This window comes from Pseudomonas tohonis, assembly GCF_012767755.2.
Classification (GTDB): Bacteria; Pseudomonadota; Gammaproteobacteria; order Pseudomonadales; family Pseudomonadaceae; genus Metapseudomonas; species Metapseudomonas tohonis.
Map to the genome: position 1 here is coordinate 4505555 of NZ_AP023189.1, position 26939 is coordinate 4532493.

22 protein-coding genes and 1 pseudogene are annotated in these 26939 nt (G+C 65.2%); 15 read left to right on the plus strand and 8 right to left on the minus strand.

Annotated features, from left to right (window positions below; translation table 11 throughout):
• The first annotated feature begins 10 nt into the window (after positions 1–10).
• Positions 11–754: a TorF family putative porin gene (locus HSX14_RS20360; protein WP_173178901.1), complete on the plus strand. Its 744-nt coding sequence runs from the start codon at positions 11–13 to the stop codon at positions 752–754.
• Between the two features lie 552 nt (positions 755–1306).
• Here the strand turns inward: HSX14_RS20360 and HSX14_RS20365 are convergent.
• The gene (locus HSX14_RS20365; protein WP_173178900.1) at positions 1307–2221 is read right to left on the minus strand and encodes a LysR family transcriptional regulator; all 915 of its coding nucleotides are present in this window, start codon (positions 2219–2221) and stop codon (positions 1307–1309) included.
• A gap of 107 nt (positions 2222–2328) precedes the next feature.
• On the opposite strand from HSX14_RS20365, the gene HSX14_RS20370 reads away from it, so the two are divergent.
• On the plus strand, positions 2329–4071 hold the full coding sequence (locus HSX14_RS20370; RefSeq protein WP_173178899.1) for an amidohydrolase: 1743 nt from the start codon (positions 2329–2331) through the stop codon (positions 4069–4071).
• 369 nt (positions 4072–4440) lie between these two features.
• Positions 4441–5349, plus strand: coding sequence for a DMT family transporter (locus HSX14_RS20375; RefSeq protein WP_173178898.1), 909 nt, complete (start codon positions 4441–4443; stop codon positions 5347–5349).
• A 182-nt stretch (positions 5350–5531) separates the two neighbouring features.
• On the opposite strand, the gene HSX14_RS20380 is transcribed toward HSX14_RS20375, so the two are convergent.
• Positions 5532–6617, minus strand: coding sequence for a polyamine ABC transporter substrate-binding protein (locus tag HSX14_RS20380; protein ID WP_173178897.1), 1086 nt, complete (start codon positions 6615–6617; stop codon positions 5532–5534).
• Positions 6618–6864: 247 nt separating this feature from the next.
• Here HSX14_RS20380 and HSX14_RS20385 point away from each other — a divergent pair, with 247 nt between their 5' ends.
• Positions 6865–8529 carry an MFS transporter gene (locus HSX14_RS20385; RefSeq protein WP_173178896.1) on the plus strand — a complete coding sequence of 555 codons (1665 nt, stop codon included), beginning with the start codon at positions 6865–6867 and terminating at the stop codon, positions 8527–8529.
• Positions 8530–9030: 501 nt separating this feature from the next.
• Here HSX14_RS20385 and cysK read toward each other — a convergent pair.
• Positions 9031–10005 (minus strand): cysteine synthase A, encoded by a 975-nt coding sequence (gene cysK, locus HSX14_RS20390; protein ID WP_173178895.1) that lies wholly within the window; start codon positions 10003–10005, stop codon positions 9031–9033.
• A 130-nt stretch (positions 10006–10135) separates the two neighbouring features.
• Between cysK and HSX14_RS20395 the strand changes: the two genes are divergently transcribed.
• The 7 genes from HSX14_RS20395 (at position 10136) to HSX14_RS20425 (ending at position 17635) form a co-directional block, all read left to right on the plus strand.
• Positions 10136–11215, plus strand: a complete 1080-nt coding sequence (locus HSX14_RS20395) for a DUF748 domain-containing protein (RefSeq protein WP_173178894.1) — start codon at positions 10136–10138, stop codon at positions 11213–11215.
• Between the two features lie 285 nt (positions 11216–11500).
• On the plus strand, positions 11501–12346 hold the full coding sequence (locus HSX14_RS20400) for an AAA family ATPase (RefSeq protein ID WP_173178893.1): 846 nt from the start codon (positions 11501–11503) through the stop codon (positions 12344–12346).
• 56 nt (positions 12347–12402) lie between these two features.
• The gene (locus HSX14_RS20405) at positions 12403–12798 is read left to right on the plus strand and encodes a GFA family protein (protein ID WP_173178892.1); all 396 of its coding nucleotides are present in this window, start codon (positions 12403–12405) and stop codon (positions 12796–12798) included.
• A 25-nt stretch (positions 12799–12823) separates the two neighbouring features.
• Positions 12824–14002, plus strand: coding sequence for a vWA domain-containing protein (locus HSX14_RS20410; protein WP_173178891.1), 1179 nt, complete (start codon positions 12824–12826; stop codon positions 14000–14002).
• 101 nt (positions 14003–14103) lie between these two features.
• The gene (locus tag HSX14_RS20415) at positions 14104–15969 is read left to right on the plus strand and encodes an AAA family ATPase (RefSeq protein WP_173178890.1); all 1866 of its coding nucleotides are present in this window, start codon (positions 14104–14106) and stop codon (positions 15967–15969) included.
• Positions 15970–16296: 327 nt separating this feature from the next.
• Complete coding sequence (locus HSX14_RS20420) at positions 16297–16806, plus strand: BRO-N domain-containing protein (protein WP_173178889.1); 510 nt, start codon at positions 16297–16299, stop codon at positions 16804–16806.
• Positions 16807–17032: 226 nt separating this feature from the next.
• Positions 17033–17635: a hypothetical protein gene (locus HSX14_RS20425; RefSeq protein ID WP_173178888.1), complete on the plus strand. Its 603-nt coding sequence runs from the start codon at positions 17033–17035 to the stop codon at positions 17633–17635.
• Positions 17636–17715: 80 nt separating this feature from the next.
• Here HSX14_RS20425 and HSX14_RS20430 read toward each other — a convergent pair whose 3' ends face one another.
• Positions 17716–18621, minus strand: coding sequence for a LysR substrate-binding domain-containing protein (locus HSX14_RS20430; protein ID WP_173178887.1), 906 nt, complete (start codon positions 18619–18621; stop codon positions 17716–17718).
• A gap of 156 nt (positions 18622–18777) precedes the next feature.
• Between HSX14_RS20430 and ycaC the strand changes: the two genes are divergently transcribed.
• The 4 genes from ycaC (at position 18778) to HSX14_RS20450 (ending at position 22169) form a co-directional block, all read left to right on the plus strand.
• On the plus strand, positions 18778–19407 hold the full coding sequence (gene ycaC, locus HSX14_RS20435; protein WP_175384276.1) for an isochorismate family cysteine hydrolase YcaC: 630 nt from the start codon (positions 18778–18780) through the stop codon (positions 19405–19407).
• Between the two features lie 185 nt (positions 19408–19592).
• The gene (locus HSX14_RS20440; RefSeq protein WP_173178038.1) at positions 19593–20330 is read left to right on the plus strand and encodes a substrate-binding periplasmic protein; all 738 of its coding nucleotides are present in this window, start codon (positions 19593–19595) and stop codon (positions 20328–20330) included.
• A 59-nt stretch (positions 20331–20389) separates the two neighbouring features.
• Positions 20390–20893, plus strand: a complete 504-nt coding sequence (locus tag HSX14_RS20445; RefSeq protein ID WP_173178037.1) for a GNAT family N-acetyltransferase — start codon at positions 20390–20392, stop codon at positions 20891–20893.
• 607 nt (positions 20894–21500) lie between these two features.
• Positions 21501–22169, plus strand: coding sequence for a TIGR04211 family SH3 domain-containing protein (locus HSX14_RS20450; protein WP_173178036.1), 669 nt, complete (start codon positions 21501–21503; stop codon positions 22167–22169).
• A 211-nt stretch (positions 22170–22380) separates the two neighbouring features.
• Here HSX14_RS20450 and HSX14_RS20455 read toward each other — a convergent pair whose 3' ends face one another.
• The 4 genes and pseudogenes from HSX14_RS20455 to moeB form a co-directional block, all read right to left on the minus strand.
• Complete coding sequence (locus HSX14_RS20455; RefSeq protein WP_173178035.1) at positions 22381–23109, minus strand: alanyl-tRNA editing protein; 729 nt, start codon at positions 23107–23109, stop codon at positions 22381–22383.
• 1 nt (position 23110) lies between these two features.
• The gene (locus HSX14_RS20460) at positions 23111–24097 is read right to left on the minus strand and encodes a serine O-acetyltransferase (RefSeq protein ID WP_111262099.1); all 987 of its coding nucleotides are present in this window, start codon (positions 24095–24097) and stop codon (positions 23111–23113) included.
• Positions 24098–24119: 22 nt separating this feature from the next.
• The gene (locus HSX14_RS20465; protein WP_173178034.1) at positions 24120–25034 is read right to left on the minus strand and encodes a PLP-dependent cysteine synthase family protein; all 915 of its coding nucleotides are present in this window, start codon (positions 25032–25034) and stop codon (positions 24120–24122) included.
• An 11-nt stretch (positions 25035–25045) separates the two neighbouring features.
• Positions 25046–26929: pseudogene (gene moeB, locus HSX14_RS20470) on the minus strand (molybdopterin-synthase adenylyltransferase MoeB).
• Positions 26930–26939 lie beyond the last annotated feature (10 nt).

A 26939-nucleotide genomic window follows, 5' to 3' on the forward strand; every position in this document is an offset into this window, starting at 1 on the left:
GGAATCCACCATGAAGCGTTCCACCACCCTCCTCCTCGCCGGCCTCGCCCTGGCCCCGCTGTGCAGCCAGGCCGCGTTGCCGATCACCGACGACTTCGCCGTCGCGGTCGACCTCAACCTGGCCAGCGACTACCGCACCCGCGGCATCTCGCAGACCCAGGGCGACCCCGCCATCCAGGCCGGCGCCACGCTGCTGCATGCCAGCGGCCTCTACGCCGGCGCCTGGAACTCCAACGTCGACTTCGGCTTCGGCCTCAAGACGCGCCAGGAGGTGGACTACTACGCCGGCTGGTTCTGGCAGGCCACGGACGACGTAAGCCTCGACCTGGGCGTGATCAAGTACGCCTACCCGAAGGAAAGCCAGTTCAACCAGAGCGAGGTGTACGCCATCCTCAGCGCGTACGGCTTCAAGGCCGCCGCCTATTACTCGGACGATGCGCCGAACATCATCGGCGAGGACCAGGACACCCTCTACACCTGGGTCGGCTACGAGACCCAGCTGCCCCTGGAGGTGGGCCTGGAGCTGCGCTACGGGCGCATGGACTTCAAGGACCCGCTGTTCTGGTCGCGCAACGGCACCGGCAGCGAGTCGTACCGCGAGTGGGAAGCCAAGCTGACCCGCGACTTCCTCGGCGTCACCTGGGGCCTCGCCTACGTCGACACCGACCTCTCGGAAAGCCAGTGCGCCAGCAACTACGGCTTCACCGACACCTGCAGCGCAACGGTGGTGGCAAGCGTGAGCAAGTCGTTCTAACGGACCTGCAGGGGCGAATTCATTCGCCCAAGGCGCGCGCAGCGGGCCCGATAACAGCATGGGTTTCGCTGCGCTCTACCCATCCTACGCGCCGCTATGGCTCTTCTGTGGGAGCGAATTCATTCGCGAAATGGGTCGGCGCAGTTGCGTTGGGCCTCGCTGCGTTCGGCGCCAACCTACGGGCTCGGGAAGGGTGGACCTCGCTTCATCGGTCCACCGTCGGGGCCACCCGCAACTCCGCTGGTGGACGTAAAGAGCGACGTCCACCCTACGCACGGCCTGGCTCTTCGTGGGAGCGAATTCATTCGCGAAATGGGTCGGCGCAGTTGCGTTGGGCCTCGCTGCGCTCGGCGCCAACCTACGGGCTCGGGAAGGGTGGACCGCGCTTCATCGGTCCACCGTCGGGGCCACCCGCAACTTCCAAAGCCAGGACCTTGTAGGGGCGAATTCATTCGCCCAAGGCGCGCGCAGCGGGCCCGATGACAGCATGGGTTTCGCTGCGCTCTACCCATCCTACGGGTGGGAGCGAATTCATTCGCGATGGCCCGGCCATCAAGCGATCCCCTGCTCCTGCATATACGCCTCCAGCATCTCGATGAACGCCCGGACCTTGCGGGTACGGCGGCGGTGGGAGAGGTAGAGCACATGCACCCAGGGGCCGAAGACATCGGGCTCCAGCAGGTACTCGGGCATCACCCGCACCAGCTGGCCGCTGGCCAGGTACGGCTTGGCGCTCCAGCGTGGGAGCGGCTGCAGGCCGTGGCCGCGCAGCAGGCAGGCGAGGAGGAAGTCGTAGTTGTCGCTGGCCAGGTGCGCCACCGGATGGGCCAGGCGGATGCGCTCCTCGCCCAGCCGCAGCCACCAGAAATGCCGGTTGAGCATGGGGTGCTGGAAGATCAGCCAGTCGTGCTGCTGGAAGTTCTCCAGGGTCACCCCCATGCCCTTGCGCTCCAGGTAGCCCGGGGTGCAGCACAGGTAGACGCGGTTATCGGCCAGGGGCCTGGCGATCAGCCCCGGCAGGTCGGTGGGGCCATCGCGCAGGGCCAGGTCGTAGCCGCCGTCGATCAGGTCGACGAAGGCGTCGTTGAGGTCCACTTCCAGGCGCACCTGGGGATGGGCGTCCATATAGCGGCAGCAGACCTCGTTGAGGAAGGCCGGGCCGAAGGACGGCGGCGCGGTGAGGCGCAGGGTGCCACGCAACTCGTGCTGCAGCTGGTCCACTTCCTCGCCGGCCAGTTGCAGTTGCATCAGTGCCTGGCGCGTCCCTTCCAGGTAGATGTGCCCGGCCTCGGTCAGCGCCATGCGCCGGGTGGTGCGCTCGAACAGGCGCACTCCCAGTTCGGATTCCAGGTGGCCCACCGCCTTGGTCAGCGCCGAGGGCGTCTTGCCCAGGTGCTCGGCCGCGCGGCTGAAGCTGCCGTGCTCGGCGGTGGCGATGAACATCGAGAGGGCACTGAGCTTGTCCATCGACCTGTTCCGATTCGGCATAGAAGTTGTGCGCGAACATAGCATTCTGCCGCCGCGCCGGCTTGGTTAGGCTCAGCGCCAGACCAACAAGAACCGGAACCCAGCCGATGAAACGCCTCGCCCTCACCCTCCTGGCCACCGCCCTGATCTGTGCCTCCATGGAAAGCATGGCGGCGGTGGACCTGATCCTGCACAACGCCAAGGTCTACACCGCCGAGCCCGGCCAACCCCTGCAGCAGGCCGTGGCCGTGGAGGACGGCAAGATCCGTGCGGTGGGCAGCGACGCCGACATGCTGCGGCTCAAGGAGGCCGGCACCCGCGTCGTCGACCTGGGCGGCAAGGTGCTGATGCCCGGCTTCGTAGACTCCCATTCCCATGCGGTCATGGGGGGACTGGAGCTGGCGGCAGCCAACATCGACACCCAGCTCCTGCCCATGGACGAGCTGGAGCGGCGCCTGCGCCAGTGGCGCGACGACGGCAAGGCGCGCCAGGGCGACATCCTCAGCGTCGGCGGCCTGCCCTCGGCCTACTGGAGCCAGGTGGCGGAGTTCGAGCGACGCTTCAACCAGGGCGAATGGAAGGACGTGCCCATCGCCTTCATCGGCTGGGACCAGCACACCGGCTGGGTCAACCAGGCCATGCTCAAACGCGCCGGCATCGACGCCGACACGGTGAGGGCCCTCAAGGGCGAACAGCTGGCCACCGTCGGCCACCACGAAGACATGCGCCCCAACGGCTTCCTCGCCGACGCCGGCCTCGACCCGGTGCTGGCGCAATACCCGACGGCGACCCCCGAGCAGTTGCTGGAAGCCGGTCGCGCGGCCCTGCGCTACAACCTCAGCCTGGGCATCACCGCCTGGATGGACCCGGCCGCCAACGCCGCGCCCGGCGAGCCGTTGTTCGACTTCAAGCCCACCGCCCAGACCCTCGGCATCCTGCCGGTGTACAAGGCCATGGCCGAAAAGGGTGAACTGACCGCCCACGTCGCCGCCTTGCTGGTGGCCCACCCGAAGAGCCGCCCGGCCGACCTGGAGACCCTCGAGCAGGTGCGCCGGCAGTTCCAGGGCGTGCCCAACCTGAGCCTGCCGGGGATCAAGATCTTCGCCGACGGCGTGCCCGAGTACCCGGCGCAGACCGCCGCCCTGCTGGAGCCCTACAAGAACTCAAAAAAGTACGGCGAGTTGCTGATCGACCCATCGCACTTCGGCGAGCTGGTCAGCGCGGCGGACGCCCGTGGCTGGCTGGTGCACGTGCACGCCATCGGTGACCGCGCAGTACGCGAATCCCTCAACGGCATCGAGCAGGCACGCCGCGACCGGCACAGCGGCATCCCCCACTCCATCACCCACCTGCAGATGGTCAACCCCAAGGAGTTCGCCCGCTTCAAGCCGCTCGACGTGATCGCCTCCATGCAGCTCTACTGGGCCAGCGCCGACGACGCGACCCTCGACCTGGTGCAGCCCTACATCAGCGCCATGGCCTTCCAGTACCAGTACCCGGCCCGCTCGCTGCTGAAGAACGGCGCCACCCTCGCCGGCGCCAGCGACTGGCCGGTGACCACGCCACAACCCTGGAAGGCGATCTACCAGGCCGTCAGCCGCAAGGGGCCCAAGGGTGTGCTCAACCCGAGCGAGGAAATCGACCGGGAGACCATGTTCCAGGCCTACACCCTCAACGCGGCGCGCACCATCGGCCTGGACCAGCAGATCGGCTCGCTGGCCCCCGGCAAGCAGGCAGACCTGATCCTGCTGGACCGCGACGTCTTCCAGGTGGAGCCCGAGGCCCTGCGCGACACCCGCGTGCTGAAGACCTGGTTCGCCGGACGCGAAGTCTTCGAGGCCGCCCTGTAGCTGCCCCGCCCCGGCGCCCTTGTGGGAGCGGATTCATCCGCGATGCCCCGCCCCACGACGCCGGGTTTCACCCGACCAGGATGAACGCGTGCGCACCTCCGCTCGGTGCTTCCGGTGGGCTCCAGGTGCGCGCAGCACACCCTACATCCGGAATGAGCGGCTGCTGCATGCGCCGAGGTCTGAGAGTGGGCCCCAAAAGCAAAGCCACGCACCACGAACGTGGATGTTCACTCGCCGGCGAACCACCCGCCCCCACAACACCCAGCCCAGACGCCTTGCCGAACTGTGCCGTCGATTTGATCGCAAGGTGTCGATTGCGCCGCTGCCGGGGCGGCGTAAGCTGTGCCGCTCCTGCCTCGGAGCCCCTTCATGAAACCCGCCGATCTCGTCCGCCTGTTGAGCCTCGCCGCCATCTGGGGCGCCAGCTTCCTGTTCATGCGCGTGCTGGTGCCGGTGATCGGCGCGCTGCCGACGGCGTTCTTCCGCGTGGCCATCTCGGCCATCGGCCTGGTGGCGATCCTGGCGCTGTTGCGGGTGACCTGGGACTTCCGCGGCAAGCTGGGCAAGATCCTGCTGATTGGCGTGGTCAGCTCGGGCATTCCCGCCGCCATGTACGCGCTCGCCGCCGAGGTGCTGCCGGCGGGCTACTCGGCCATCTTCAACGCCACCACGCCATTGATGGGCGTGCTGATCGGCGGGTTGTTCTTCGGCGAGAAGCTGACCCTGCCCAAGGCGGCCGGCGTGCTGCTGGGCCTGGCCGGCGTGGCGGTGCTGACCGGCGCCGGGCCGGTGGCCTTCGACGCCGACCTGCTGCGCGGTGCCCTGGCCTGCCTGATGGCGACCACCTGCTACGGCTTCGCCGGGTTCTTCACCAAGCGCTGGATCAACGATGCCGGTGGCCTGGACAGCGGCCTCTCGGCCTTCGGCGCCCAGGCCGGCGCGACGCTGTGCCTGCTGCCGATCTTCCTCGCCAGCAGCCACGCCATGCCCCTGGCGCCCCTGGCCGAGCCGGGCATCTGGCTGGCGCTGGCCGGGCTGGGGCTGCTGTGCACCTCGTTCGCCTACGTCATCTACTTCCGCCTGATTGCCAACGTCGGCCCGGTGAAGACCATGACGGTGACCTTCCTCATCCCGCTGTTCGGGGTGTTCTGGGGCGCGCTGCTGCTGGACGAGTCGCTGTCCTGGGCGCACCTGCAGGGCGGCGTGCTGATCGCCCTGGCGCTGTGGCTGGTGCTGCGCCCGACGGTGGCAGCGGTCGGGGTGGAGCGGGCGTCTTAGGGGTTGCCGGCTGGTCGGTTGGGCGAATGAATTCGCCCCTACGGGGGTTGCCCCGCCCTGCGCATGGCCACAGCTGGCGGTCGGGTCAAACCCGGTTTTGCGGTGCAGCCCGATCGCGAACGAATTCGCTCCCACAAGAAAAACGCCCCGGCAAGCCGGGGCGTTGGTGTTTCAGCGCGGGGTCATTTGCCGGTCTTGACGGTGTTCCAGGTGCGGGTGCGCACGCGGTCGATCTTCAGCGGCATGGATTCCAGGGCGAACAGCTTGGCCATGACGTCGGCCGGCGGGTAGATCGCCGGGTCGGCCTTGATCTCGGCTTCCACCAGCGGTTCGGCGGCGTTGTTGCCGTTGGCGTAGTGCACGTAGTTGCTGACGCCGGCGATCACCTCGGGGCGCAGCAGGTAGTTCATGAAGGCGTAGCCGGCCTTCTCGTCGGGCGCGTCCACCGGCATGGCGATCATGTCGAACCACATCGGCGAGCCTTCCTTGGGCGTGGAGTACTTGATCTCGACGCCGTTGCCGGCCTCCTTGGCGCGGGTGGCGGCCTGGAGGATGTCGCCGGAGAAGCCGACGGCCACGCAGATCTCGCCGTTGGCCAGGTCACCCACGTACTTGGATGAGTGGAAGTAGCGCACGAAGGGGCGGACCTTGAGCAGCGCGGCCTCGGCGGTCTTGTAGTCCTCCGGCTTCTTGCTGTGGTGCGGCAGGCCCAGGTAGTTGAGGGTGATGGGCAGCAGCTCGGGGCCGTTGTCGAGGATGGCGACGCCGCACTTGGCGAGCTTCTCCATGTTCTCGGGCTTGAAGATCAGGTCCCAGGAATCCAGCGGTGCGTTGTCGCCGAGCACTTCCTTGACCTTGGCCGGGTTGTAGCCGATGCCGGTGCTGCCCCAGAGGTAGGGGAAGCCGTGTTCGTTGCCCGGGTCGTTGACCTCCAGGGCCTTGAGCAGCGCCGGGTTGAGGTTCTTCCAGTTGGGCAGCTGGCTCTTGTCGAGCTTCTTCAGCGCACCGGCCTGGATCTGCTTGGCCATGTAGTGGTTGGACGGGACGACGATGTCGTAGCCGGATTTGCCGGTCATCAGCTTGCCGTCGAGGGTCTCGTTGCTGTCGTAGACGTCGTAGGTGGCCTGGATTCCGGTCTCCTTGCTGAACGTGGCGACGGTGTCGGGCGCGATGTAGTCGGTCCAGTTGTAGATCTTCACCGTGTCGGCGGCCTGTGCAGCTCCGGACACGGCGAGGGTCAGGAGCAGAGGCGCGAAGGAACTTCTCATTGTCTTTGTTTCCTGGCTGCGAGTTGGGAATCGGGGCACGGCAAGCGTAGTCGATACCGGCGTTGCGCCAGCTTTACCGCGGTGGCCGGGCGAGACAATCACACCAAAGTCCCAGCGGACCCGCGAGGAAGAACGCCACTGGCGAAAACCGCCGATCCGGCCTTTGCCCGCCGGGGTGGTGTCTACACTTGCGCGGTAACCAGGGACCGGCGCCCATGGCCCGGTCCGGCATCGCAAGGAACCCCGCATGCTCCAGTCCGTATCGCCGAAGAACGACCTGCCGCGCACACCCGAATCCGAGGAGCCGCCCAAGAGCGGCCTGTTCAGCCCCTTCACCATCACCGCGTTCCGCATCATCTGGATCGCCAACCTGTTCGCCAACCTGGGCACCTGGGCGCAGTCGGTGGCCGCCGCCTGGGTGGTGACCGAGGCCCATGCCAGCCCGCCGACGGTGGCGATGATCCAGGTCGCCGCCGCGTTGCCGCTGGTGCTGCTGTCGATCATGTCCGGGGTGCTGGCCGACAACCACGACCGGCGCAAGATCATGATGGCGGGCCTGGCCTTCGAGATGAGCGGCGCGACCTTCCTCACCGCCATGGCCTTCTTCGGCTACCTGGACCCGCTGCTGCTGATCGTCTCGATCCTGTGGATCTCCATCGGCGGCTCCATCACGATCCCGGCCTGGCAGGCGGCGGTGAACGAGCAGGTGCCGGCGAAGATGGTGGGCGATGCGGTGCTGCTCAACAGCGTCAACTACAACGTCGCGCGCGCCGCCGGCCCGGCCATAGGCGGGCTGATGCTCAGCGCGGTGGGGCCGGCCTGGGTCTTTCTGTTCAACTGCCTGTGCTACCTGGGGCTGATCTGGGCCATCTGGCGCTGGCGCCGGGAGCTGCCGGTGCGCAGCCTGCCGCCGGAGCGGCTGATGGAGGGCGTGGTCGCCGCGCTGCGCTTCACCCAGTACTCCAGCGTCACCCGCCTGGTGATGCTGCGCTCGTTCTCCTTCGGCATCTCCGCCTCCGCCGTGTGGGCGCTGCTGCCGCTGCTGGCGCACCGCAACCCGGATGGCGACGCGGCGGTGTACGGCTACATGCTCGGCGCCCTGGGCGTGGGGGCGATCCTCGGCAGCCTGGGGGTGAACCTGGCGCGACGGGGCGTCGGCACCAGTCGCCTGATCAGCTTCGCCGGCCTGCTGCTGGGCCTGGTGCTGCTGGCGCTGGGCTCGCTGGACAGCCTCTGGGTGATCTTCCCGGCGCTGGTGCTGGGCGGCGCCTGCTGGATCGCGGCGGTGGCCAGCTACAACTCGGCGGTGCAGATCCTGGTGCCGGACTGGGTCAAGGCGCGCGCCCTGGCGCTGTACCAGACGGCGCTCTACGGCGGCCTGGCGCTGGGCTCGTTCCTCTGGGGCCACCTGGCGGAAACCATGGGGGTGAAGGGCGCGCTGTTCGCCGCCGGCTGCCTGATGATCGCCTGCGCCTTCCTGCTCTATCAGTCGCGCCTGCCGGAGCTGGACGCCACCAGCATCGCCCATGCGGTGACCACCCTGCCCGGCCAGCCCACCTTCGTCTTCAACCCCGGCCGGGGCTCGGTGCTGGTGACCATCGAATACCGCATCCCGGTGGAGCGCACCCGCGACTTCGTCCGCGCCATGCAGATCCTCCGCCGCCTGCGCCTGCGCAACGGCGCCGACCGCTGGGCGCTGTACCGCGACACCAGCGACCAGGAGAACTGGCAGGAAATCCTCCTGGTGGACAACTGGCTGCAGCACCTGCGCATGCTCGACCGCCTGACCATCGCCGACAAGGCGATCATCGACAACGTGACCATGCTCCACGAAGGCGAGGAGCCGCCACGGGTGAGGCACGGGGTCAGCTATGAGTCGGGGAGTTATGAGGCGAAGGCAGCTGGAAGCTAGAAGTTAGAAGCTAGAAGCGGGAAGCGGGAAGCGGGAAGCGGCTTTGTAGGATGGCGTAGAGCGGAGCGAAGCCCATGCTGCCGGGGACCGCTCCGCGTTCCCGGGCGAATGAATTCGCCCCTACAAGGGAAACCTGGCGGATCGGTGCCAGCCCCATCGCGAATGAATTCGCTCCCACCAAGGAGGACTTGTGCCGGGTGGGATGCGGGTGTGCGCCGGTGGCCTGGCTGGGCGAATGAATTCGCCCCTACAAGGGAAACCTGGTGGATAGGTGCCAGCCCCATCGCGAATGAATTCGCTCCCACCAAGGAGGGTTTGTGCCGGGTGGGATGCGGGTGTGCACCGGTGGCCTGGCTGGGCGAATGAATTCGCCCCTACGCGGGTTGTACCCGCCCTACCGGTTCGGCGTGAAACCCGGCACATCGGCGCCGGGATTTCGCGAATGAATTCGCTCCCACAAGTGCGCATGCCCCCAGCGAGCCGGGGGCATGCTGGCAGGCCTTACTGCTGCAGTTCCTGCTCGGTGAACAGGCCGTCGAAGAGCATGGTGGAGAGGTAGCGCTCGCCGGAGTCGGGGAGGATGACGACGAGGGTCTTGCCCTGCATCTCCGGCTTCTCCGCCAGGCGCACGGCGACGGCCATGGCGGCGCCGCCGGAGATGCCGCAGAGGATGCCTTCCTCGCGCATCAGGCGCAGGGCCATCGCCTTGGACTCGTCGTCGGTGATCTGCTCGACGCGGTCGACGATGGACAGGTCGAGGTTCTTCGGCACGAAGCCCGCGCCTATGCCCTGGATCTTGTGCGGGCTGGGCTTGACCTCTTCGCCGGCCAGGGTCTGGCTGATCACCGGCGAGGTGACCGGCTCGACCGCCACCGAGAGGATCGGCTTGTTGCACTGCTGCTTGATGTAGCGCGACACGCCGGTGATGGTGCCGCCGGTGCCGACGCCCGCCACCAGCACGTCCACCGCGCCGTCGGTGTCGTTCCAGATCTCAGGGCCGGTGGTCTTCTCGTGGATGGCCGGGTTGGCCGGGTTCTCGAACTGTTGCAGCAGCAGGTACTGCTCGGGGTTGCCGGCGGCGATCTCGGCGGCCTTCTCGATGGCCCCTTTCATGCCCTTGGCCGGCTCGGTGAGCACCAGCTCGGCGCCGAGCGCCTTGAGCACCTTGCGACGCTCCAGGCTCATGGAGGACGGCATGGTGAGGATCAGCTTGTAGCCACGAGCGGCGGCGACGAAGGCCAGGCCGATGCCGGTGTTGCCGGAGGTGGGCTCCACCAGGGTCATGCCGGGGCGCAGGCGCCCATGCTCCTCGGCGTCCCAGATCATGTTTGCGCCGATGCGGCACTTCACCGAATAGGCGGGGTTGCGCCCCTCGACCTTGGCGAGGATGGTCACGCCCTTCGGGCCGAGCCGGTTGACCATCACCAGGGGCGTATTGCCGATGGCTTTGGAGTTGTCTGCATAGATACGGGTCATGGGCCTGTCCTTAGAGGTGGCGGGCGGTTGAAAAGCGACCAGCCTATGCCCGCGCGCCAGTGCAGTCCAGCCGAACTCATTGCAGTGGGCGGCAGTCCATGAAAGAGAATCGCCCCCGGCGGATGCCCCCATGAAAAGACGCTACAGCCTGCCCCTCGGGGCGCTCCTCACCCTCGTCCTGCTGCTGGTGGTGGCGCACTTCGCGCTGCCTTGGCTGATCCGCGACTACCTCAACGGCAAGCTCGCCGACATGGGCGAGTACCGCGGTCATATCGCCGATGTCGACCTGGCCTGGTGGCGCGGCGCCTATCGCATCAACGGCCTGTCCATCGTCAAGGCCGACGGCGCGATCCCGGTGCCGCTGCTGGATGCCCCGGGCATCGACCTGGCGGTGAGCTGGCACTCGCTCTGGTACGACCACAGCGTGGTGGCACGGGTGATCTTCGAGGCGCCGGAGGTGAACTTCGTCGACGGCGGCAAGAACAAGCAGGACTCGCAGACCGGTGCCGGCACCGACTGGCGCGACCAGTTGAACAAGCTGCTGCCCATCACCCTCGACGAGGTGCGCGTGGTCAACGGCCGCATCGCCTTCCACAACTTCAGCTCGACGCCCAAGGTGGACATCGACGCCAGCGAGGTGAACGCCAGCCTCTACAACCTGACCAACGTCGCCGACGACAGTGGCGAGCGCGTGGCGCGCTTCGAGGGGCGGGCGCAACTGCTCGGCCACGCGCCGCTGGAGGTGGAGGCACGCTTCGACCCGTTCAAGAACTTCGAGGATTTCGAGCTGCGCCTGCGCGCCCGCGACGTCGACCTGCCCCGGCTCAACGACTTCTCCCGCGCCTACGGCAAGTTCGACTTCAAGGCCGGCAGCGGCGACCTGGTGATCGAGGCCCGTGCCGATAACGCCCAGCTCAGCGGCTACATCAAGCCGCTGCTGCGCAACGTCGATGTCTTCGACTGGGAGCAGGACGTGGAGAACGACGACAAGGGTTTCCTCCGTTCCTTGTGGGAGGTCCTGGTCGGCGGCGGCGAGACGGTGCTGAAGAACCAGCAGCGCGACCAGTTCGCCACCCGCGTGGAACTCAGCGGCAACGTGCATCGCCAGGACATCAGCGCCTTCCAGGCCTTCCTGTCGATCCTGCGCAACGCCTTCATCGAAGCCTTCACCACCCGCTTCGAACGCCCGCCGCCGGAGAAGAACGACTGACGGCCGGCCCCCCTCGCCGATGAATCCGCTCCCAGAGGGCAGGCCAGCCTGTTGCCGAAGGTGACAGCCGCCCACCTGCCAGGCCCGTGCTTGAGCCACCGCCCATCGCAGGTCGGGGTACGCGCCGGGCCGGGAGTGTCTAGGCTGGAAGAAGAGTGACCGCCCATTCAGTGACTGAATGCCCCGTCTGCGTTCACAGTGCGCCGGGCCGCGCGTTATAGTCGGCTTTTCCGTAAATACCGAAGGCCCCGGCCGAGCCGGGCGTTACCGTTCGAGGATTCCCTGATGAAGTTCGAAGGCACCCAGTCCTACGTCGCCACCGACGACCTCAAGCTCGCGGTCAACGCCGCCATCACCCTGCAACGCCCGCTGCTGGTCAAGGGCGAGCCGGGCACCGGCAAGACCATGCTCGCCGAGCAACTGGCCGAATCCTTCGGTGCCCGCCTGATCACCTGGCACATCAAGTCCACCACCAAGGCGCACCAGGGCCTGTATGAGTACGACGCGGTCAGCCGCCTGCGCGACTCGCAGCTGAACTCCGAGAAGGTCCACGACGTTCGCAACTACATCAAGAAAGGCAAGCTGTGGGAGGCGTTCGAGTCCGAGGAGCGCGTGATCCTGCTGATCGACGAGATCGACAAGGCCGACATCGAGTTCCCCAACGACCTGTTGCAGGAACTCGACAAGATGGAGTTCTACGTCTACGAGACCAACGAAACGATCAAGGCCAAGCAGCGCCCGATCATCATCATCACCTCCAACAACGAGAAGGAACTGCCGGACGCCTTCCTGCGCCGCTGCTTCTTCCACTACATCGCCTTCCCGGATCGCGAGACCCTGCAGAAGATCGTCGATGTGCACTACCCCAACATCAAGAAGGACCTGGTCGCCGAGGCGCTGGACGTGTTCTTCGACGTGCGCAAGGTGCCGGGCCTGAAGAAGAAGCCCTCCACCAGCGAGCTGGTCGACTGGCTGAAGCTGCTGATGGCCGACAACATCGGCGAAGCCGTGCTGCGCGAGCGCGACCCCACCAAGGCCATCCCGCCCCTGGCCGGCGCCCTGGTGAAGAACGAGCAGGACGTACAGCTGCTCGAACGCCTGGCGTTCATGAGCCGTCGCGCCAGCCGCTGACCCCGGCCGCCCCTCCTGTCCCGGAGGGGCGCCTCCACCCGTAGCCAGAGGTCAGGATGCATAACGGCAGCTGCCTGTGCGGCGCGGTGAAGTACCAGGTCGACGCGCCCATCGAATCCGCCACCCATTGCCATTGCAGCCAGTGCCGCAAGGGCCATGGCGCCGCGTTCGCCACCTACGGCAACGTGCGCTGGAGCAGCTTCCGCTGGACCGCGGGCGAGGACCTGGTGACCCGTTATCACTCCAGCCCCGGCGTCACCCGCAGCTTCTGCCGGCAGTGCGGCGCCACCCTGCAGTGGTACAGCGACAAGGCCCACCCCAACTGGGTGTCGATCGCCCTGGGCACGCTGGACTCGCCCCTTGGCGAGATCCCGCAGAAACACATCTACCCCGAATCCAAGGCCGACTGGTACGCCATAGCCGACGGCCTGCCCCGGGAACCCCGTTCCTGAGGCCAACCAGCAAGAGGGCGCAGCCATGCTGCTCAACCTGTTCAACGAAATGCGCGCGGCCAAGGTGCCGGTCTCCGTCCGCGAGCTGCTGGACCTGATCAACGCGCTGAAGCACAACGTGGTGTTCGCCGACATGGACGAGTTCTACTTCCTGTCGCGCACCATCCTGGTCAAGGACGAGCGCCATTTCGACAAGTTCGACCGGGCCTTCGGCGCCTACTTCAAGGGCCTGGAAAACCTCAACCAGCACATCGAGGCGTTGATCCCCGAGGAATGGCTGCGCAAGGAGTTCGAGCGCATGCTGACCGACGAGGAGCGCGCGCAGATCCAGTCCCTCGGTGGCCTGGACAAGCTCATCGAAGAGTTCAAGAAGCGCCTGGAAGAACAGAAGGAACGCCACGCCGGCGGCAACAAGTGGATCGGCACCGGTGGCACCAGCCCCTTCGGCTCCGGCGGCTTCAACCCCGAGGGCATCCGCGTCGGCGACGCCGGCAAGCGCCAGGGCAAGGCCGCCAAGGTGTGGGACCAGCGCGAGTACAAGAACCTCGACGACCAGGTGGAGCTGGGCACCCGCAACATCAAGGTCGCCCTGCGCCGCCTGCGCAAGTTCGCCCGCCAGGGCGCCCAGGACGAACTCGACCTGGACGGCACCATCGACCACACCGCACGCGATGCCGGCCTGCTCAACATCCAGATGCGCCCCGAACGCCGCAACAGCGTGAAGCTCCTGCTGCTGCTGGACATCGGCGGCTCCATGGACGCCCACGTGAAGGTCTGCGAGGAACTCTTCTCCGCCTGCAAGACCGAGTTCAAGCACCTCGAGTACTTCTACTTCCACAACTGCGTGTACGAATCGGTGTGGAAGAACAACCTGCGCCGCACCTCCGAACGCACCTCCACCCTGGACCTGCTGCACAAGTACGGCCCGGACTACAAGGTGGTGTTCGTCGGCGACGCCGCCATGGCCCCCTACGAAATCACCCAGGCCGGCGGCAGCGTCGAGCACTGGAACGAGGAGCCGGGCTACGTGTGGATCAAGCGCTTCATGGAGAAGTACAAGAAGCTCATCTGGATCAACCCCTACCCCAAGGACACCTGGAACTACACCGCCTCGACCAACATCATGCGCGAGCTGATCGAGGACCAGATGTACCCGCTGACGTTGAGCGGGCTGGAAGAGGGAATGAAGTTCCTATCTAAGTGACACGAAAACGGGCCCGGAAGGGCCCTTTTTTTTGGAAAAAAAGAACATATCTAGCCATAAACCAGCCCACCCGAATAACGAAGCAAATTGAAGGAGCGTCCATGAAAGGAATTCGACTAGAAAAAATAATAATTGAGAATTTTAAAAAAATAGAAAGACAAACAATATCAGTAAAACCAATTACAGCCATTGTGGGCGGGAACGCAAGTGGCAAAAGCAGCATCCTCCAGGCCGCCCAACTCTATACCGCGATATGCCAAGCCAGTTTTAAGTCTGTCAAGAGAACCGGAACCGTTGACGTATTCAAAACACTAGCCAACGAAGACATTATCTATAGACCGACCGCAACAATATTGGACTTGCGATACAAAGAGCCTGCCAGCCAGACCAAGTCATTTAAATTAGGCTTCGAATGCACGATCACCACAGAAGATGAGAAAGAAAAAACATCACAGTTAAGTGTACATATCAGCCGAGGCAAAAACGCCAACCTCGCCCTAGACCACGAGGGCGACCTCAGTTTAATGCCAGGAATTGGGAATCAAAAAAAACCATTCTCCATACTCACACCAGGGCTATCAGGCATACCAATAAAAGAGGAGTGGAGAACTAAAGGGGCCTTGGATGCAGCGGCCATGCACGGAGATGCAAATCTCTACCTACGCACTCTCCTTGATCACCTATTCACTCAGGATCTTGATGAAAACAACATCGAAAAATGGAACAACGAGTCGATAGACCTAGATGGCCTACCAGAAAAATCCTCATGGAAGTTATTCTCCAAACTACTTGATGAGTGTTATTCGGGGGCACGACTATACATCACACACAACAAGAACAGAGACAGGTACATAAACATAAATGTCTACTATCTTGACAGCTATTTCACGCTGGACATGGCTTCAACCGGAATGCTGCAAGTCATTCAGATTCTTGCCTATGCGTGTTTTTACAACCCACCACTCTTGCTTCTTGATGAGCCGGATGCGCATCTCCATGCAGATAGCCAAACTCGACTCCACTCTGCGCTTAAAGCTCTTACCGACAATACGAACACTAGAATTCTCCTAGCCACACACTCCCCACAGCTAATCCAGTTACTACAGCATGATGAGAATGCTTCGGTCGTTTGGCTAAGCGAAGGAAAAGAAGTAAAAGTCAACCCAGGCCAACAACCAGCAATCCCCATACTTATGGAGCTTGGCGCCCTTAACCTAGGAGCAGAAGCTTTTTATCCTCGAAATAAAATAATCCTTCTTACCGAAGACAAAGACACAAGACTGGTTAAGCTCCTTGCCGCCGCAAACACCAAGGAAAACATTGCAGCAATCTCCTATAACGGCTGCAACAATCTCCAAGGAGCAAGACAACTAGCCTTAATATTAAGAACCTTGCGCCCAGACGCAAAAATAGTAATTCACAGAGATAGAGACTTCAGAACGGACAGCGAAATAAAATTCGAAAAACTTATATTTGACGCATGGTTAAAATCTGAAGAGACTGATTCCATTCACGAAATCTTCACTCACGGCAATGATATAGAGCACTCATTCATAGACCCGAGACATTTGGAAACGGCCCTTAAGAAAATCGCCAATCCGGAGATAATAGAAAAAGCGACGACAGAAGCCCTAGCATTAAGTCGAGATGACATTATTGGAAAAATAAGATCAGCAAGAGCGGTGATAAAAGAACGGCTTTATGATTCAGATAGAATGAAAAACAAAAAATCACTTAGGAAAGGGGCTGGAATTCCTGACATCCCACCCAGCGACAAGCACTTCCTACCGAAAGATGGAAGAACGCCGTTATCCATACAGCAGTGCCACGGAAAATCAGCTTTTAGATCGCTCATGAGCGAGATACACAAGCTAGTTAAAGGTGACAGTAAAGCCATAGAAAAAGCCGTGACATGCAACTCTCCGCACCTGCAGAACAAGGACTGGACAGACGCTTTGAGGCTTTAACCGACCAACCAAGCAACGCGATTAGCATGTTGGTTGCCCTAACAACTCCTTAGCTCTATCCTCCCCCGGCCACGGTCAATCCCGTGGCCGGGTTTGGCGACCCGAAGTTAGTAGGCGCGATAGCGCCGAGGTGCTTGCGAGAACGGCGAATGTTTTTGCAGGCCCCCGCACGCATGCAGTCATGCACTGCTCTGCGTTATGGCAGATCGCGCGGGGAGACCCCCGGGTCTGCCGGTTCCTACTAGCCGGTTCGCCAACCCCGCGTGGTCTGCCACCCTCGTTTGGCGACGCGGGTGGCAGCTCTTGGGTTCTAGTAGGAGTTCCACCATGCACGACGCATACACCCCCATCGTTTTCCAACGCCACAACCTTTTCCTGCGCACCGTTATGATCGACAACCAGCCCTGGCTGGTCGCGATCGATTTCGCCCGCCTCATCGGCGCGCTGCGCCCTAACCGGATGCCACGCCTGGTGGACCCGCACCAGCGCCGTGCCGTCGTGCTGCGGCATGCGAGCGGTGGTAGCGAAGAGGTGATTGCCATCAGCGAGGCCGGTGCGTACCGGCTGCTGTATCGCTTCGCCCATCCGGAACACCGCTGTATCAGCCGCTGGCTCAGCGAGGAAGTCGTACCAGCGCTGTACGACCGCCACCGCGACGCCGAGGCGACGCCACGGAGGGCCCATATGAGCTGGGCCAATCAGCGGATCGGCATTCTGAAATGGCAGGGGGATATCTGGATCGCCCGGCAGGATCTGCCGGTCTTCCTCGCCAGCCGGGACGACCCGGCACTCAGCGATGAGCCGAGCTGGAAGCGGATGCCCTTCACCGACTGGTAGTACAGGCCGAATACCCGTAGGGGCGAATTCATTCGCCTAGGGAGCGCGGAGTGATCCCCCATTGCAGCATGGGTTTCGCTTCGCTCTACCCATCCGAGCGGTGGGAGTGGATTGGGCCGACCACCGGATCACGCAAACGCGCACTGGTTTCACAATGCCTTCAAGGCATTCGGCTAAGGTGCCGCCATCCGCCCCACGGGGCTTAGCCAACAGATCGGACGACAGCATGGACACCCTCCGCGACGGCATCGACGCCTATAACCAGACCTACCTCGAGATCAACGGGGAAGAGGACGAGCTCTACACCGAAGGCCCCGCGTCGGAGGAGGATATCGAGCAGCTGGCCGCCCTCACCGGCCCGCTGCCGGCGGAGCTGCAAGGCTTCTACCGCACCCTCGGCGCACTGAAGAACCAGACCGAGTCCGAGTCCCACTGCTTCTGGATTCCCGCCCCCGCCGAGCTGGCGGACTGGCTGCGTGAGCAAGGCGGCTCGGCCGGGATCATCGACGTGATACGCGCCCATTGGGGTGGGGATCGCCCGGAGTTCGACGCGGGCCGCCACTTCGGCGCGGAGGAGATCGCGGCGCTGAATGAGCGCTTCATCGGCTACGGCTGGTACAGGGTGGCGGACATTCTCGAAGGCGCCCACTTCCTGTTCTTCGACCGCGACGGCCGCTTCGGCAGCCTCTATTACCACCAGGACGATTTCGCCAGCGCCAGTCAGGCGCTCAAGGCCATGCTGCGCGACGGCATCCCGGGCGAGCCGCTGGAGCAGTTGTTGGGCAACGCCCTGGAAGAGGTGCGCGCCAGCATGGAGGAGTTCGGCTGACGCCAGCTCCCCTCCCCGGGTGGGCGTAGGGTGGGCCGGGCAGCGCTCCGCTTCAGCCCACCGCTCCCGCCCGGCCCCTCTCAGGCCATGTCGCTGCCGGCGAACTCTTCGCCGAGGAAGTCGATCAACGAGCGCACCGAGGGCAACAGCCCGCGCCGCGACGGGAAGATGGCGTGGACGATGCCGCACTTGGGCGAGAAGCCCGGCAGCATCTCCACCAGCGTGCCGTTGGCCAGGTCTTCACGCACCGCTACCCGTGGCAGGTGGGCGATGCCGACCCCGCCCAGCACGCCGTTGCGCAGCGCCAGCAGGTCATCGGTGACCATGCGCGGGCGATGCGGGATGGTCAGCCGCGCCCCGTCCGGGCCGAACAGTTCCCACTGGTAGTCCCGCTGCGCCCCCCCCCAGTGCAGGCTCGGCAGGCGGCCCAGCTCCTCCGGCGCGAAGCCTGCCGGCAACCGGGTGAGGAAGTCCGGCCGGCCCACCAGGCACTGGGTGCTGTCGGCGAGCACCTTAATCACCATGTCGGTGTTTTCCAGCGGCGGGAAGCGCACCCGCAGGGCGATGTCGAAGCCTTCGTGGAGCAGGTCCACCCGGCGGTTGGTGCTCTCGATGAACAGCTCCACCAGCGGGTACTTGAGCATGTAGCGGGTGAGCATCGGCCCGACCCAGGAGTTGAGCAGCGTGGTCGGGCAGGCGATGCGCACCAGGCCGCGCGGCTCGCAACGGTTGCGCTCGATCACCTCAGCCGCCCCTTCCGCCTCCACGCGCATGGCCACGCAGCGCTGGTAGTACTCCTGGCCGATTTCGGTGAGCGAGCAGTGCCGGCTGGTGCGGTGGATGAGGCGCACGCCGAGGCGCTCCTCGAGCTGCGCGATGCGCCGGCTGAGCTTGGACTTGGGCATGTCCAGCGCGCGGCCGGCGGGGGCGAAGCCGCCGTGCTCCACCACCTGGGTGAAGTAGTAGAGGGTGTTCAGGTCTTCCACGCTCGTTCTCCATATAGAACGCTAGAGGCAATTTTCGCAGTCTAGCGGATCAAGGGTGCCAAATTTAATCTTTCCTCCATGCAGTCAGCCACTGCAACGAAGCAGAGAACACCCACGCCAAACCGGCACCCCTTATCGAAAAGCGAGGAACGCACCATGACCCACTTCACCTACAACCGTCTCGATAAAGACAACGCCGTCGTCCTGCTGGTCGACCACCAGGCTGGCCTGCTGTCCCTGGTCCGCGACATCGAGCCGGACAAGTTCAAGAACAACGTCCTGGCCCTGGCCGACCTCGCCAAGTTCTTCAAGCTGCCGACCATCCTCACCACCAGCTTCGAAACCGGCCCCAACGGCCCGCTGGTACCGGAACTGAAAGCGCTGTTCCCGGACGTGCCCTACATCGCCCGCCCGGGCCAGATCAACGCCTGGGACAACGAGGACTTCGTCAAGGCGATCAAGGCCACCGGCAAGAAGCAGCTGATCATCGCCGGCGTGGTGACCGAGGTCTGCGTGGCCTTCCCGGCCCTCTCCGCCCTGGAGGAAGGCTTCGAAGTGTTCGTGGTGACCGACGCCTCCGGCACCTTCAACGAAATCACCCGCGACGCGGCGTGGAACCGCATGAGCCAGGCCGGCGCGCAACTGATGAACTGGTTCGGCGTCGCCTGCGAGCTGCACCGCGACTGGCGCAACGACGTGGAAGGCCTGGCGGCCCTGTGCTCCAACCACATCCCGGACTATCGCAACCTGATGACCAGCTACGCGGCGCTGACCGGCAACAAGTGATGGGCTGAAGCGGGGCCTGGAATGAAAAGCGGGAGCCTGGGCTCCCGCTTTTTTCTTCGACGGCCTCTTTCGTGAACGCGGTCATGCCTGTTCATCCAGCGAACGCTACGCTTTCCGGCGGGGTCATAAACACCATGGGCGGCAACGGGCCGGCATGCACGAGGACGCCGGTCAACGGGGGTAGCTTGAGGTCGATACTGTTCATCTTCTGGCTCTGCTGCTGCACGACGCTGCAGGCCGAACAGAGGGAAATCCTGCTCTACAGCTACCAGCAGAAACCGCCCTACGTGGTGGACGCCGGGCGCCGCCAGGGCCTGTATTTCGACCTGGCCGAGCGCCTCGAAGCGCAGATGCCCGACTACCGTTTCACGGTGCAGGAAATCCCGCGTCGGCGCCTGGACCTGTTGCTGCAGCAGGGCCAGCTCGACGGGCTGGTGGTGGGCGTGAGCCCGGACTGGTTCGCCGACGCCTCCCGCTACCGCTGGAGCCACGCCTTCATCGACGACGGCAACCTGCTGGTGTCACGCAGCCAGGGGGAAGTGAGCAGGCTGGGTATCGACGACCTCGCAGGCAAGCGCCTGGGGCTGGTGGGTGGGCACGCCTACCCGGAGCTGCAGGCGGTCCTGGCCAGCGGCAAGACTGAACGGCAGAACGCCAACAGCGAGCTGGCCAACCTGGAGCGGCTGCTGCGTGGCTGGATCGACGCCACGGTGGTGGGCATGCGCACCCTGGACTACCAGGAGCACCAGCAGCCCGGGCTGCGCGAACGAATCCATGTCGCCGAGCCGGTGCTGTACCGCTACCCGCGCCAACTGCTGGTGCCGGCCCGGTACGAGAAGTTGCTGCCGGCGCTGGACAACGCCATCGATGCCCTGCCCAGCGACCCGGTATGGCTGAAGCGGCAGAAACACTACTTCCCCTAGGCGCACGGCACGGCGCTCTGGGTAGAATGCCGCGCCCTCCTCCTCACGAATGCCCGACCATGAACGACGTCACCCTCGAACTGCTGCAGACCGGCCCCGAGCAGGCAGAGCTGATCCGCAACCTGTACCAGTTCTACGCCTACGAGTCCTCGGACTGGGAGGAGGAGGACGTGGAGGCGGACGGGCGTTTCTACATCCACGAGGAGCACCTGGCGCGTTACTGGCAGGAACCGCAATGGAGCGCCAACCTGATCCTGGTGGATGGCTTCATCGCCGGGTTCCTGCTGATCGAACGCAGCGAGTTGCCGGGCATCGACGCCCTGGAGCTGGCGGACCTGTTCATCCTCAAGCGCTACCGCAGGCAGGGCATCGGCCGCCTGCTGGCGACCCAGGTGCTGATGGAGGGCGACCACAATTGGCTGGTGCGCTTCTACCGCGAAGACCAACCCGCCCAGGCCTTCTGGAGCGCGGTGCTGGACGGCTTGCCGAAGCCGGTGCGCACCATCGACCCGGGCGATGACCCGCAGTTGCTGACCTACCTGGTGACCCGGGCGCTGCATTGAGGCCTGCTCTCCCGGGGTGAAGCCCGGGCTACGGGGCGAGTGGGCACATCCACCCAGCACGTCGACCCACCTGCAGCGCGCCGTAGGTTGGTGCCGAGCGCAGCGAGGCTCAACGGTGCGATGTTCGGCCTCGCGACGCTGGGCTTCGTACCTACGGGGTCTCCTGTGTCCCGGCCGGCACCGCTGGTGGATAAAAAAGCGCCATCTACACCCGGATAATCGCCGCGCTGCGAAATGATGGGTTTCGCTTCGCTCGCGGAGCGCCGCCCGACCCATCCGAATGCCGCCCCGCAGGATGGGTAGCGCTCTGTGAAGCTGCACGGAGGACCCGGTGGTGCGTGGCCCCCTCTTGTATCTCGACTAATTACCCCGCATGCCCCTTTGCCGCTCGACCACCCGTCTCGCTTGCGGGGCCATGAGTGAACTAGGCGGGGTCGCGAACTGTCAGTTCGCTGTCGGCCCGAACCGGGTGGATGGCGTGGCCATTCGCCACCCGGAAAGCGGAAGCAGCGCAGGCTCCACCCTCGATGAACGCGATGCTCGCCTGGCCGGCGCTTATCACGCCCGCACTTCGGGTTCCGTTCCATTGCCATGTGAAGATTGCCCCATGCCCCTGACCCGTCATCTGCTCGCCCGTGTTTCCTCGCTCTCCCCCCGCGCCCTCGGTGCCGGCCTGTTCAGTGGCCTGCTGTTGCTCGGCTCGCCCGCGCAGGCCGAGGAGAAGGCCGACACCACGCGCTGGGTCAGCGACAGCCTGAGCACTTACGTGCGCAGCGGCCCGACCGACGGCTACCGCATCGTCGGCACCCTCGTCTCCGGGCAGAAAGTCGAGCTGCTGAGCACCCAGGGCGACTACAGCCAGGTGCGCGGCGAGAACGGCAGCGCGGTGTGGATTCCCACCCGCGACCTGCAGCAGGTCCCTGGCCAGGCCGAGCGCCTGCCGCAACTGGAACAGAAGGTGAGCGAGCTGAGCGCGGAGCTGGAAGGCATCGACCAGACCTGGAAGACCCGCGTGCAAGGCATGCAGGAAACCATGGACTCGCGCAAGGCGCTGATCGACGAAGCCCAGGCCGCCCGCGCGACACTGGACAGCGAACTGAACCAGGCCCGCTCCGAGTTGCGCGAAGTGCAGGCGCAACTGGGCGACGAGAACAAGCAGGTGCTGATGCGCTACATGGTCTATGGCGGCAGCATCGCCGGCGCCGGCCTGCTCCTGGGCCTGATCCTGCCGACCATGCTGCGGGTCAAGCGCAAGCGCAGCGACCAGTGGGTGTGAGGGCCAGCGCCACCCTGCCCGCCCAGTGATTCCCCGCGTTCGCGGGGGTGACGGTGAATGGGAGTATTGCGGTTCACGGAGCCCACGAACGCAGGCCAGTCATAAAGCGGGTGACGCCCGCGCCGGTTCGCGACGAGGGTGACGCTCATGCCCTGCACGCCCCACCTCTCGTCTCCCCCGCGAACGCGGGGGCCCATCAATAGAAGGCCATCTAGGCGAAACGCAAGGTCACACGACGGTTGTGGCGGCTCTTCTTCTCGATCTTGTCGCACACCACCTGGCCGATCTCCTGGGTATTGCGCACATGGGTGCCGCCACAGGGCTGGATGTCCACGCCGGGGATATCGACCACGCGCACCATGCCCTGCAGCACCGGCGGTGCCACGGCCTGGGTGCGGGTGATCTCCAGCACGGTGTTGTACTCGTTGGCCGGCAGCATGTGGGTGCGCACGTCGAGGGCGCCTTCGATCAGTTCGTTCAGCGCGTGGGTCAGGCGCTCCTTGTCCAGGGTCGACTCCGGCAGGTCGAAGTCCAGGCGGCCCTTGTCGGCGGCGATGCTGCAACCGGTGACCGGCGCATCGATGATCGAGCACAGGAGGTGCAGGCAGGTGTGCATCTTCATGTGCTGGTAGCGGCGCTCCCAGTCCAGGCAACCCTGCAGCTCGATACCGGCGGCGACCGGTGCGGCACCCTCCTCCAGCTGGTGCCAGATCATCGAGCGCAACAGGGGGTCGCGCTGGGTGCCGACCACCGCCACCACCGAGCCGTCGGGCAGCAGGAAGTGGCCCTGGTCACCCGGCTGGCCGCCGCCGGTGGGATAGAACAGCGTCTGGTCCAGCGCCACGCCCTGGTCACTCACCGCGAGAACGCGGGCGGTGAAGGTGCGTTGGTAGGGCGCCTCGTCGAACAGGGCGCGGGTGTGCATGGCGAATACGGACATTTCAGCCTCCGATGCTCAGGAAGTAGGGTTGCAGCTGGGAACGCACCAGGGCGCTGAGCCCGGGTGGGTCGAGAAGGGTGATGTCGTGATCGGGGCCGATGATCCGCAGGTGCAGCGGGTAGCGCGGGGCCGGCAGTGCCAGGCCGATGCTGCGCAACCGGTACTGGCGGTGGTTGCGCTCCTGCACCGTGCATTCCAGGGCCATGCAGCCGAAGCGCCGATGCTCGGCGTCCAGCACCAGTACCTCGCCACTCTCGGGCAGCTCGCCCACCAGGTGCACGCGCTCGTTGAGGGCGAAGGCACCGAGGTAGCCGCAGTTGGACGACATCGACGCGCGTTGCATCTGCAACTGGTTGACGATGCTCACCTTGGTGTTGGCCGGCACATCGCGAGTGATCACGCACGCGGGGCTGATGAATACGTTGTCGCCGATGCTGATGGGCCCGAGCAGGCGCGCCCCGGCGCCCACCTCCACCTGGTTGCCCAGGCGGGGATGGCGCTTGCCACCCGGGTTGTCGGCGATGCCCGAGGCGCCGAGGGTGACGCCGCTGAGCAGGTAGCAGTCGTCGCCGATCTCGCAGGTCTCGCCGATCACGGTGCCGAAGCCGTGGTCGAGCACGAAGCGCTTGCCGATGCGGGCAGCCGGGTGGATCTCGGCGCCGGAGAGCAGCTTGCCGGTGCTGGCCAGCTTGTGCGCCATGGCCTCGCGCCCCTCCACCGCGCCACGCATCCATACCTGGTGCGCCAGGCGGTGGAACAGCACCGCCTTGAAGGAGGCGTAGGAGCCGAGCACGAGGTCGATGCGGCCGGCCGTGGCGGGGTCGCGCCGGGCATAGGCCTGGAGGTCCTCGGCCACCTGCTGCACGGCCTCGTCCATGATGCCGTCCAGGTGCGGCATGAGCAGGTCCAGGTCCGCCGGCTTGAGTGCATGCACCAACTGATCGAGCAGCTCGTCATAGAGCCGCAACCTGTCGAGATATCCCCACATCCTGTCGCCCTCCCCAGGCTCGTTATTCGAAATGCGGCAGGTAGCCGTCCACACCGTCGTAGATCAGGGTCAGCACCCGGCTGCCGCGCGGCAGCTCGCCGGCCAGGCTGGCGATGGCCACCAGGTTGGCCGCCGAGGACAGCCCCAGGCTCACCGCATCGCTGCGCATGGTGCGGCGCACGCGCTCCAGGCAATCCGCCTTGGCCACCTTGAGCATGCCGTCGAGCACCTCGAGGTTGAGGATGCTCGGCACCAGGCCGATGGACAGGCCCTGGATCTCGTGCGGCGCATGGCGATCGGCGAGCAGGTCGCACTGCTCCGGCTCGACGCCGAACACCCGCAGCGAGGGCCAGCGGGCCTTGAGCATCTCGCCCAGGCCGGTGATGTGGCCGCCGGTGCCGATGCCCGCCACCAGGCAATCGAGGGGGCGATCGGCGAAGTCGCGGAGGATCTCCAGCGCGGTGCTGCGCCGGTGGGTCTCGGGGTTGGCGGCGTTGCGCTGCTGGTTGAGCATCACGTAGCCGGGGTTTTCCAGTTGCAGCTCCATGGCTTTCTCGCCATGGGAGTTGTTGCCGAGGCGGCTGTCGGAGAGCACCACCTCGGCGCCGTAGAGGCGCAGCACCTTCTGTTTCTCGGGGCTGTAGTTGTCGGGGATCACCAGGACCACGCGGTAGCCGAGGATGTTGCCGGCGATGGCCAGGCCGATGCCGGTGTTGCCACCGCTGGGCTCGATGATGGTCTGGCCGCTGCCGGGCACGAGGATGCCCCGGGCCTCGGCGTCGCGAACCATGCCCAGGGCGATGCGCGCCTTGTGGCTGCCGCCGGGGTTGAGCGACTCCAGCTTGGCGTACACCTCAAGCCCGGTCTCGGCACTGAAGGCGGCCAGGCGCACCACGGGGGTCTCGCCGATGGCCTGGAGCAGGGATTCGTGGATCATCTCGCGCCTCCTCAGTACAGCGGCATGTCGGTGTCGACATCCCGTGCCCAGGCCTTGATGCCGCCCTGCAGCACCTGGAGTTCGTTGAAGCCGGCGCCGAGCAGCAGCTGGGCCGCGCGCTCGGCGCGGGTGCCGCCGTAGCAGACGATGCACAGGGTGCGCTGGCGATCCAGCTCGTCGAGGCGGGCGTCCAGCTCGCCCAGCGGCAGGTTCAGGCTGCCCGGCAGGCGGCACACCTCCAGCTCGTTGGGTTCACGCACGTCCAGCAGTTGCAGGTCGGCGCCACGGGCGAGCAGTTGCTGCAGCTCCAGCGCGGTGATGCGGAAGTCGGCCGGCAGCGAACTGGACGCAGGGATGCTGGATGTGCATGCCGAAACCTCCTCTTGCAGCGGCTGCATGCAGGTGCGCCCGGGCGAGCAGGAGGGGCAGTCGGCACGGCGCTTGAAGCGCACCTCGTTGAACTTCATCGCCAGGGCGTCGAAACGCATCAACCGGCCCACCAGGGGCTCGCCGATGCCGAGGATCAGCTTCACCGCCTCGGTGGCCTGGAGCAGCCCGACCACGCCGGGCAGCACGCCGATCACGCCGCCCGCGCTGCAGTTGGGCGCGAGTTCGGCCGGCGGGCTCTTGGGGAACAGGCAGCGGTAGCAGGGGCCTTCCTTGTGGTTGAACACGCTGATCTGACCGTCGAAGCGGTGCAGCGCGCCGTACACCAGCGGCCGGCCCAGCAGCACGCAGGCGTCGTTGACCAGGTAGCGGGTGGCGAAGTTGTCGGTGCCGTCCACCACCAGGTCGTAGTCGCCCACCAGCTTGAGGGCGTTGTCGGGGGTCAGGGCGCAGTCATGGGCGTCGATGCGGATGTCGGGGTTGAGGTCCAGCAGGCGGCGGCGCGCCGACTCGACCTTGGGCAGGCCCAGGGTGCTGGTGCCGTGCACCACCTGGCGCTGCAGGTTGCTGGCCTCGACGCGGTCGAAGTCCACCAGCCCGAGGGTGCCGATACCGGCGGCGGCGAGGTACAGGCTCACCGGGGAGCCCAGGCCGCCGGTGCCGATGATCAGCACCCGCGATTTCTTCAGGCGCAACTGGCCCTGGCGACCGACGTCGGGCAGGGTGATGTGGCGCACGTAGCGACGCACCTCGTCGTTGCTCAGCTCATCGCTGTCCAGGCCGCCGGAGGTGGCCAGCATGATGTCCAGCTCGACGCCCGCCTCCAGCGGGCTTTCGCCATCCACCAGTTCGCCGTTGGCGCTGAGCAGGAAGTGCTCCTTGAACTGGTCGTTTCCATAGAACAGGTGGTCACGCAGGCCCGCATGGCGGCTGCATATATCCTCGACCAGCTCGCGTACCGTGGTGCCCTGCCCTTGCAGGCGGGCATCCGGCAATTTGGCGACGCGTGCCAGTACATCCGGGAAGATCACCGTATTCATAGCCAACTCCTTTTATGCAGGTCGTTATGGGGTGCCGGGGTATTCCCGGCTGCAGACGAAGGATTCCCCGCTCCATTCGAACAACTTGGCGCCATGGGCCTGGCCGGCACGCACATCCACCACCAGGTGGGCGACGGGATGGATGGGCTGGCCCATGAACAGCGCCTTGTCCTCGTCCTCGCGGCTGAAGTAGGCGCCTACGTCGGGGTGCGAGTGGTAGATCACCCGCACCGGGTTGTCGCTGCGCAGGCTGCGGTTGAGCAGCAGGGTGTCGGCCACCGCGAAGGTGAAGCCGGTGCTGGCGTCACGCCGGAACACCTCGGGGCTGCGCTGGTTGAGCAGGTTCTGGATGTTGCTGCCCAGGTGTACCCGGCCATCGGCGAAGACGAAGCCACAGCATTCCTCGGGGTAGGTCTCGCAGGCGTGCCGGTAGATGGGCTGCAGGGTGTCGCGATCGATCACGTCCATGTGGTCCTCG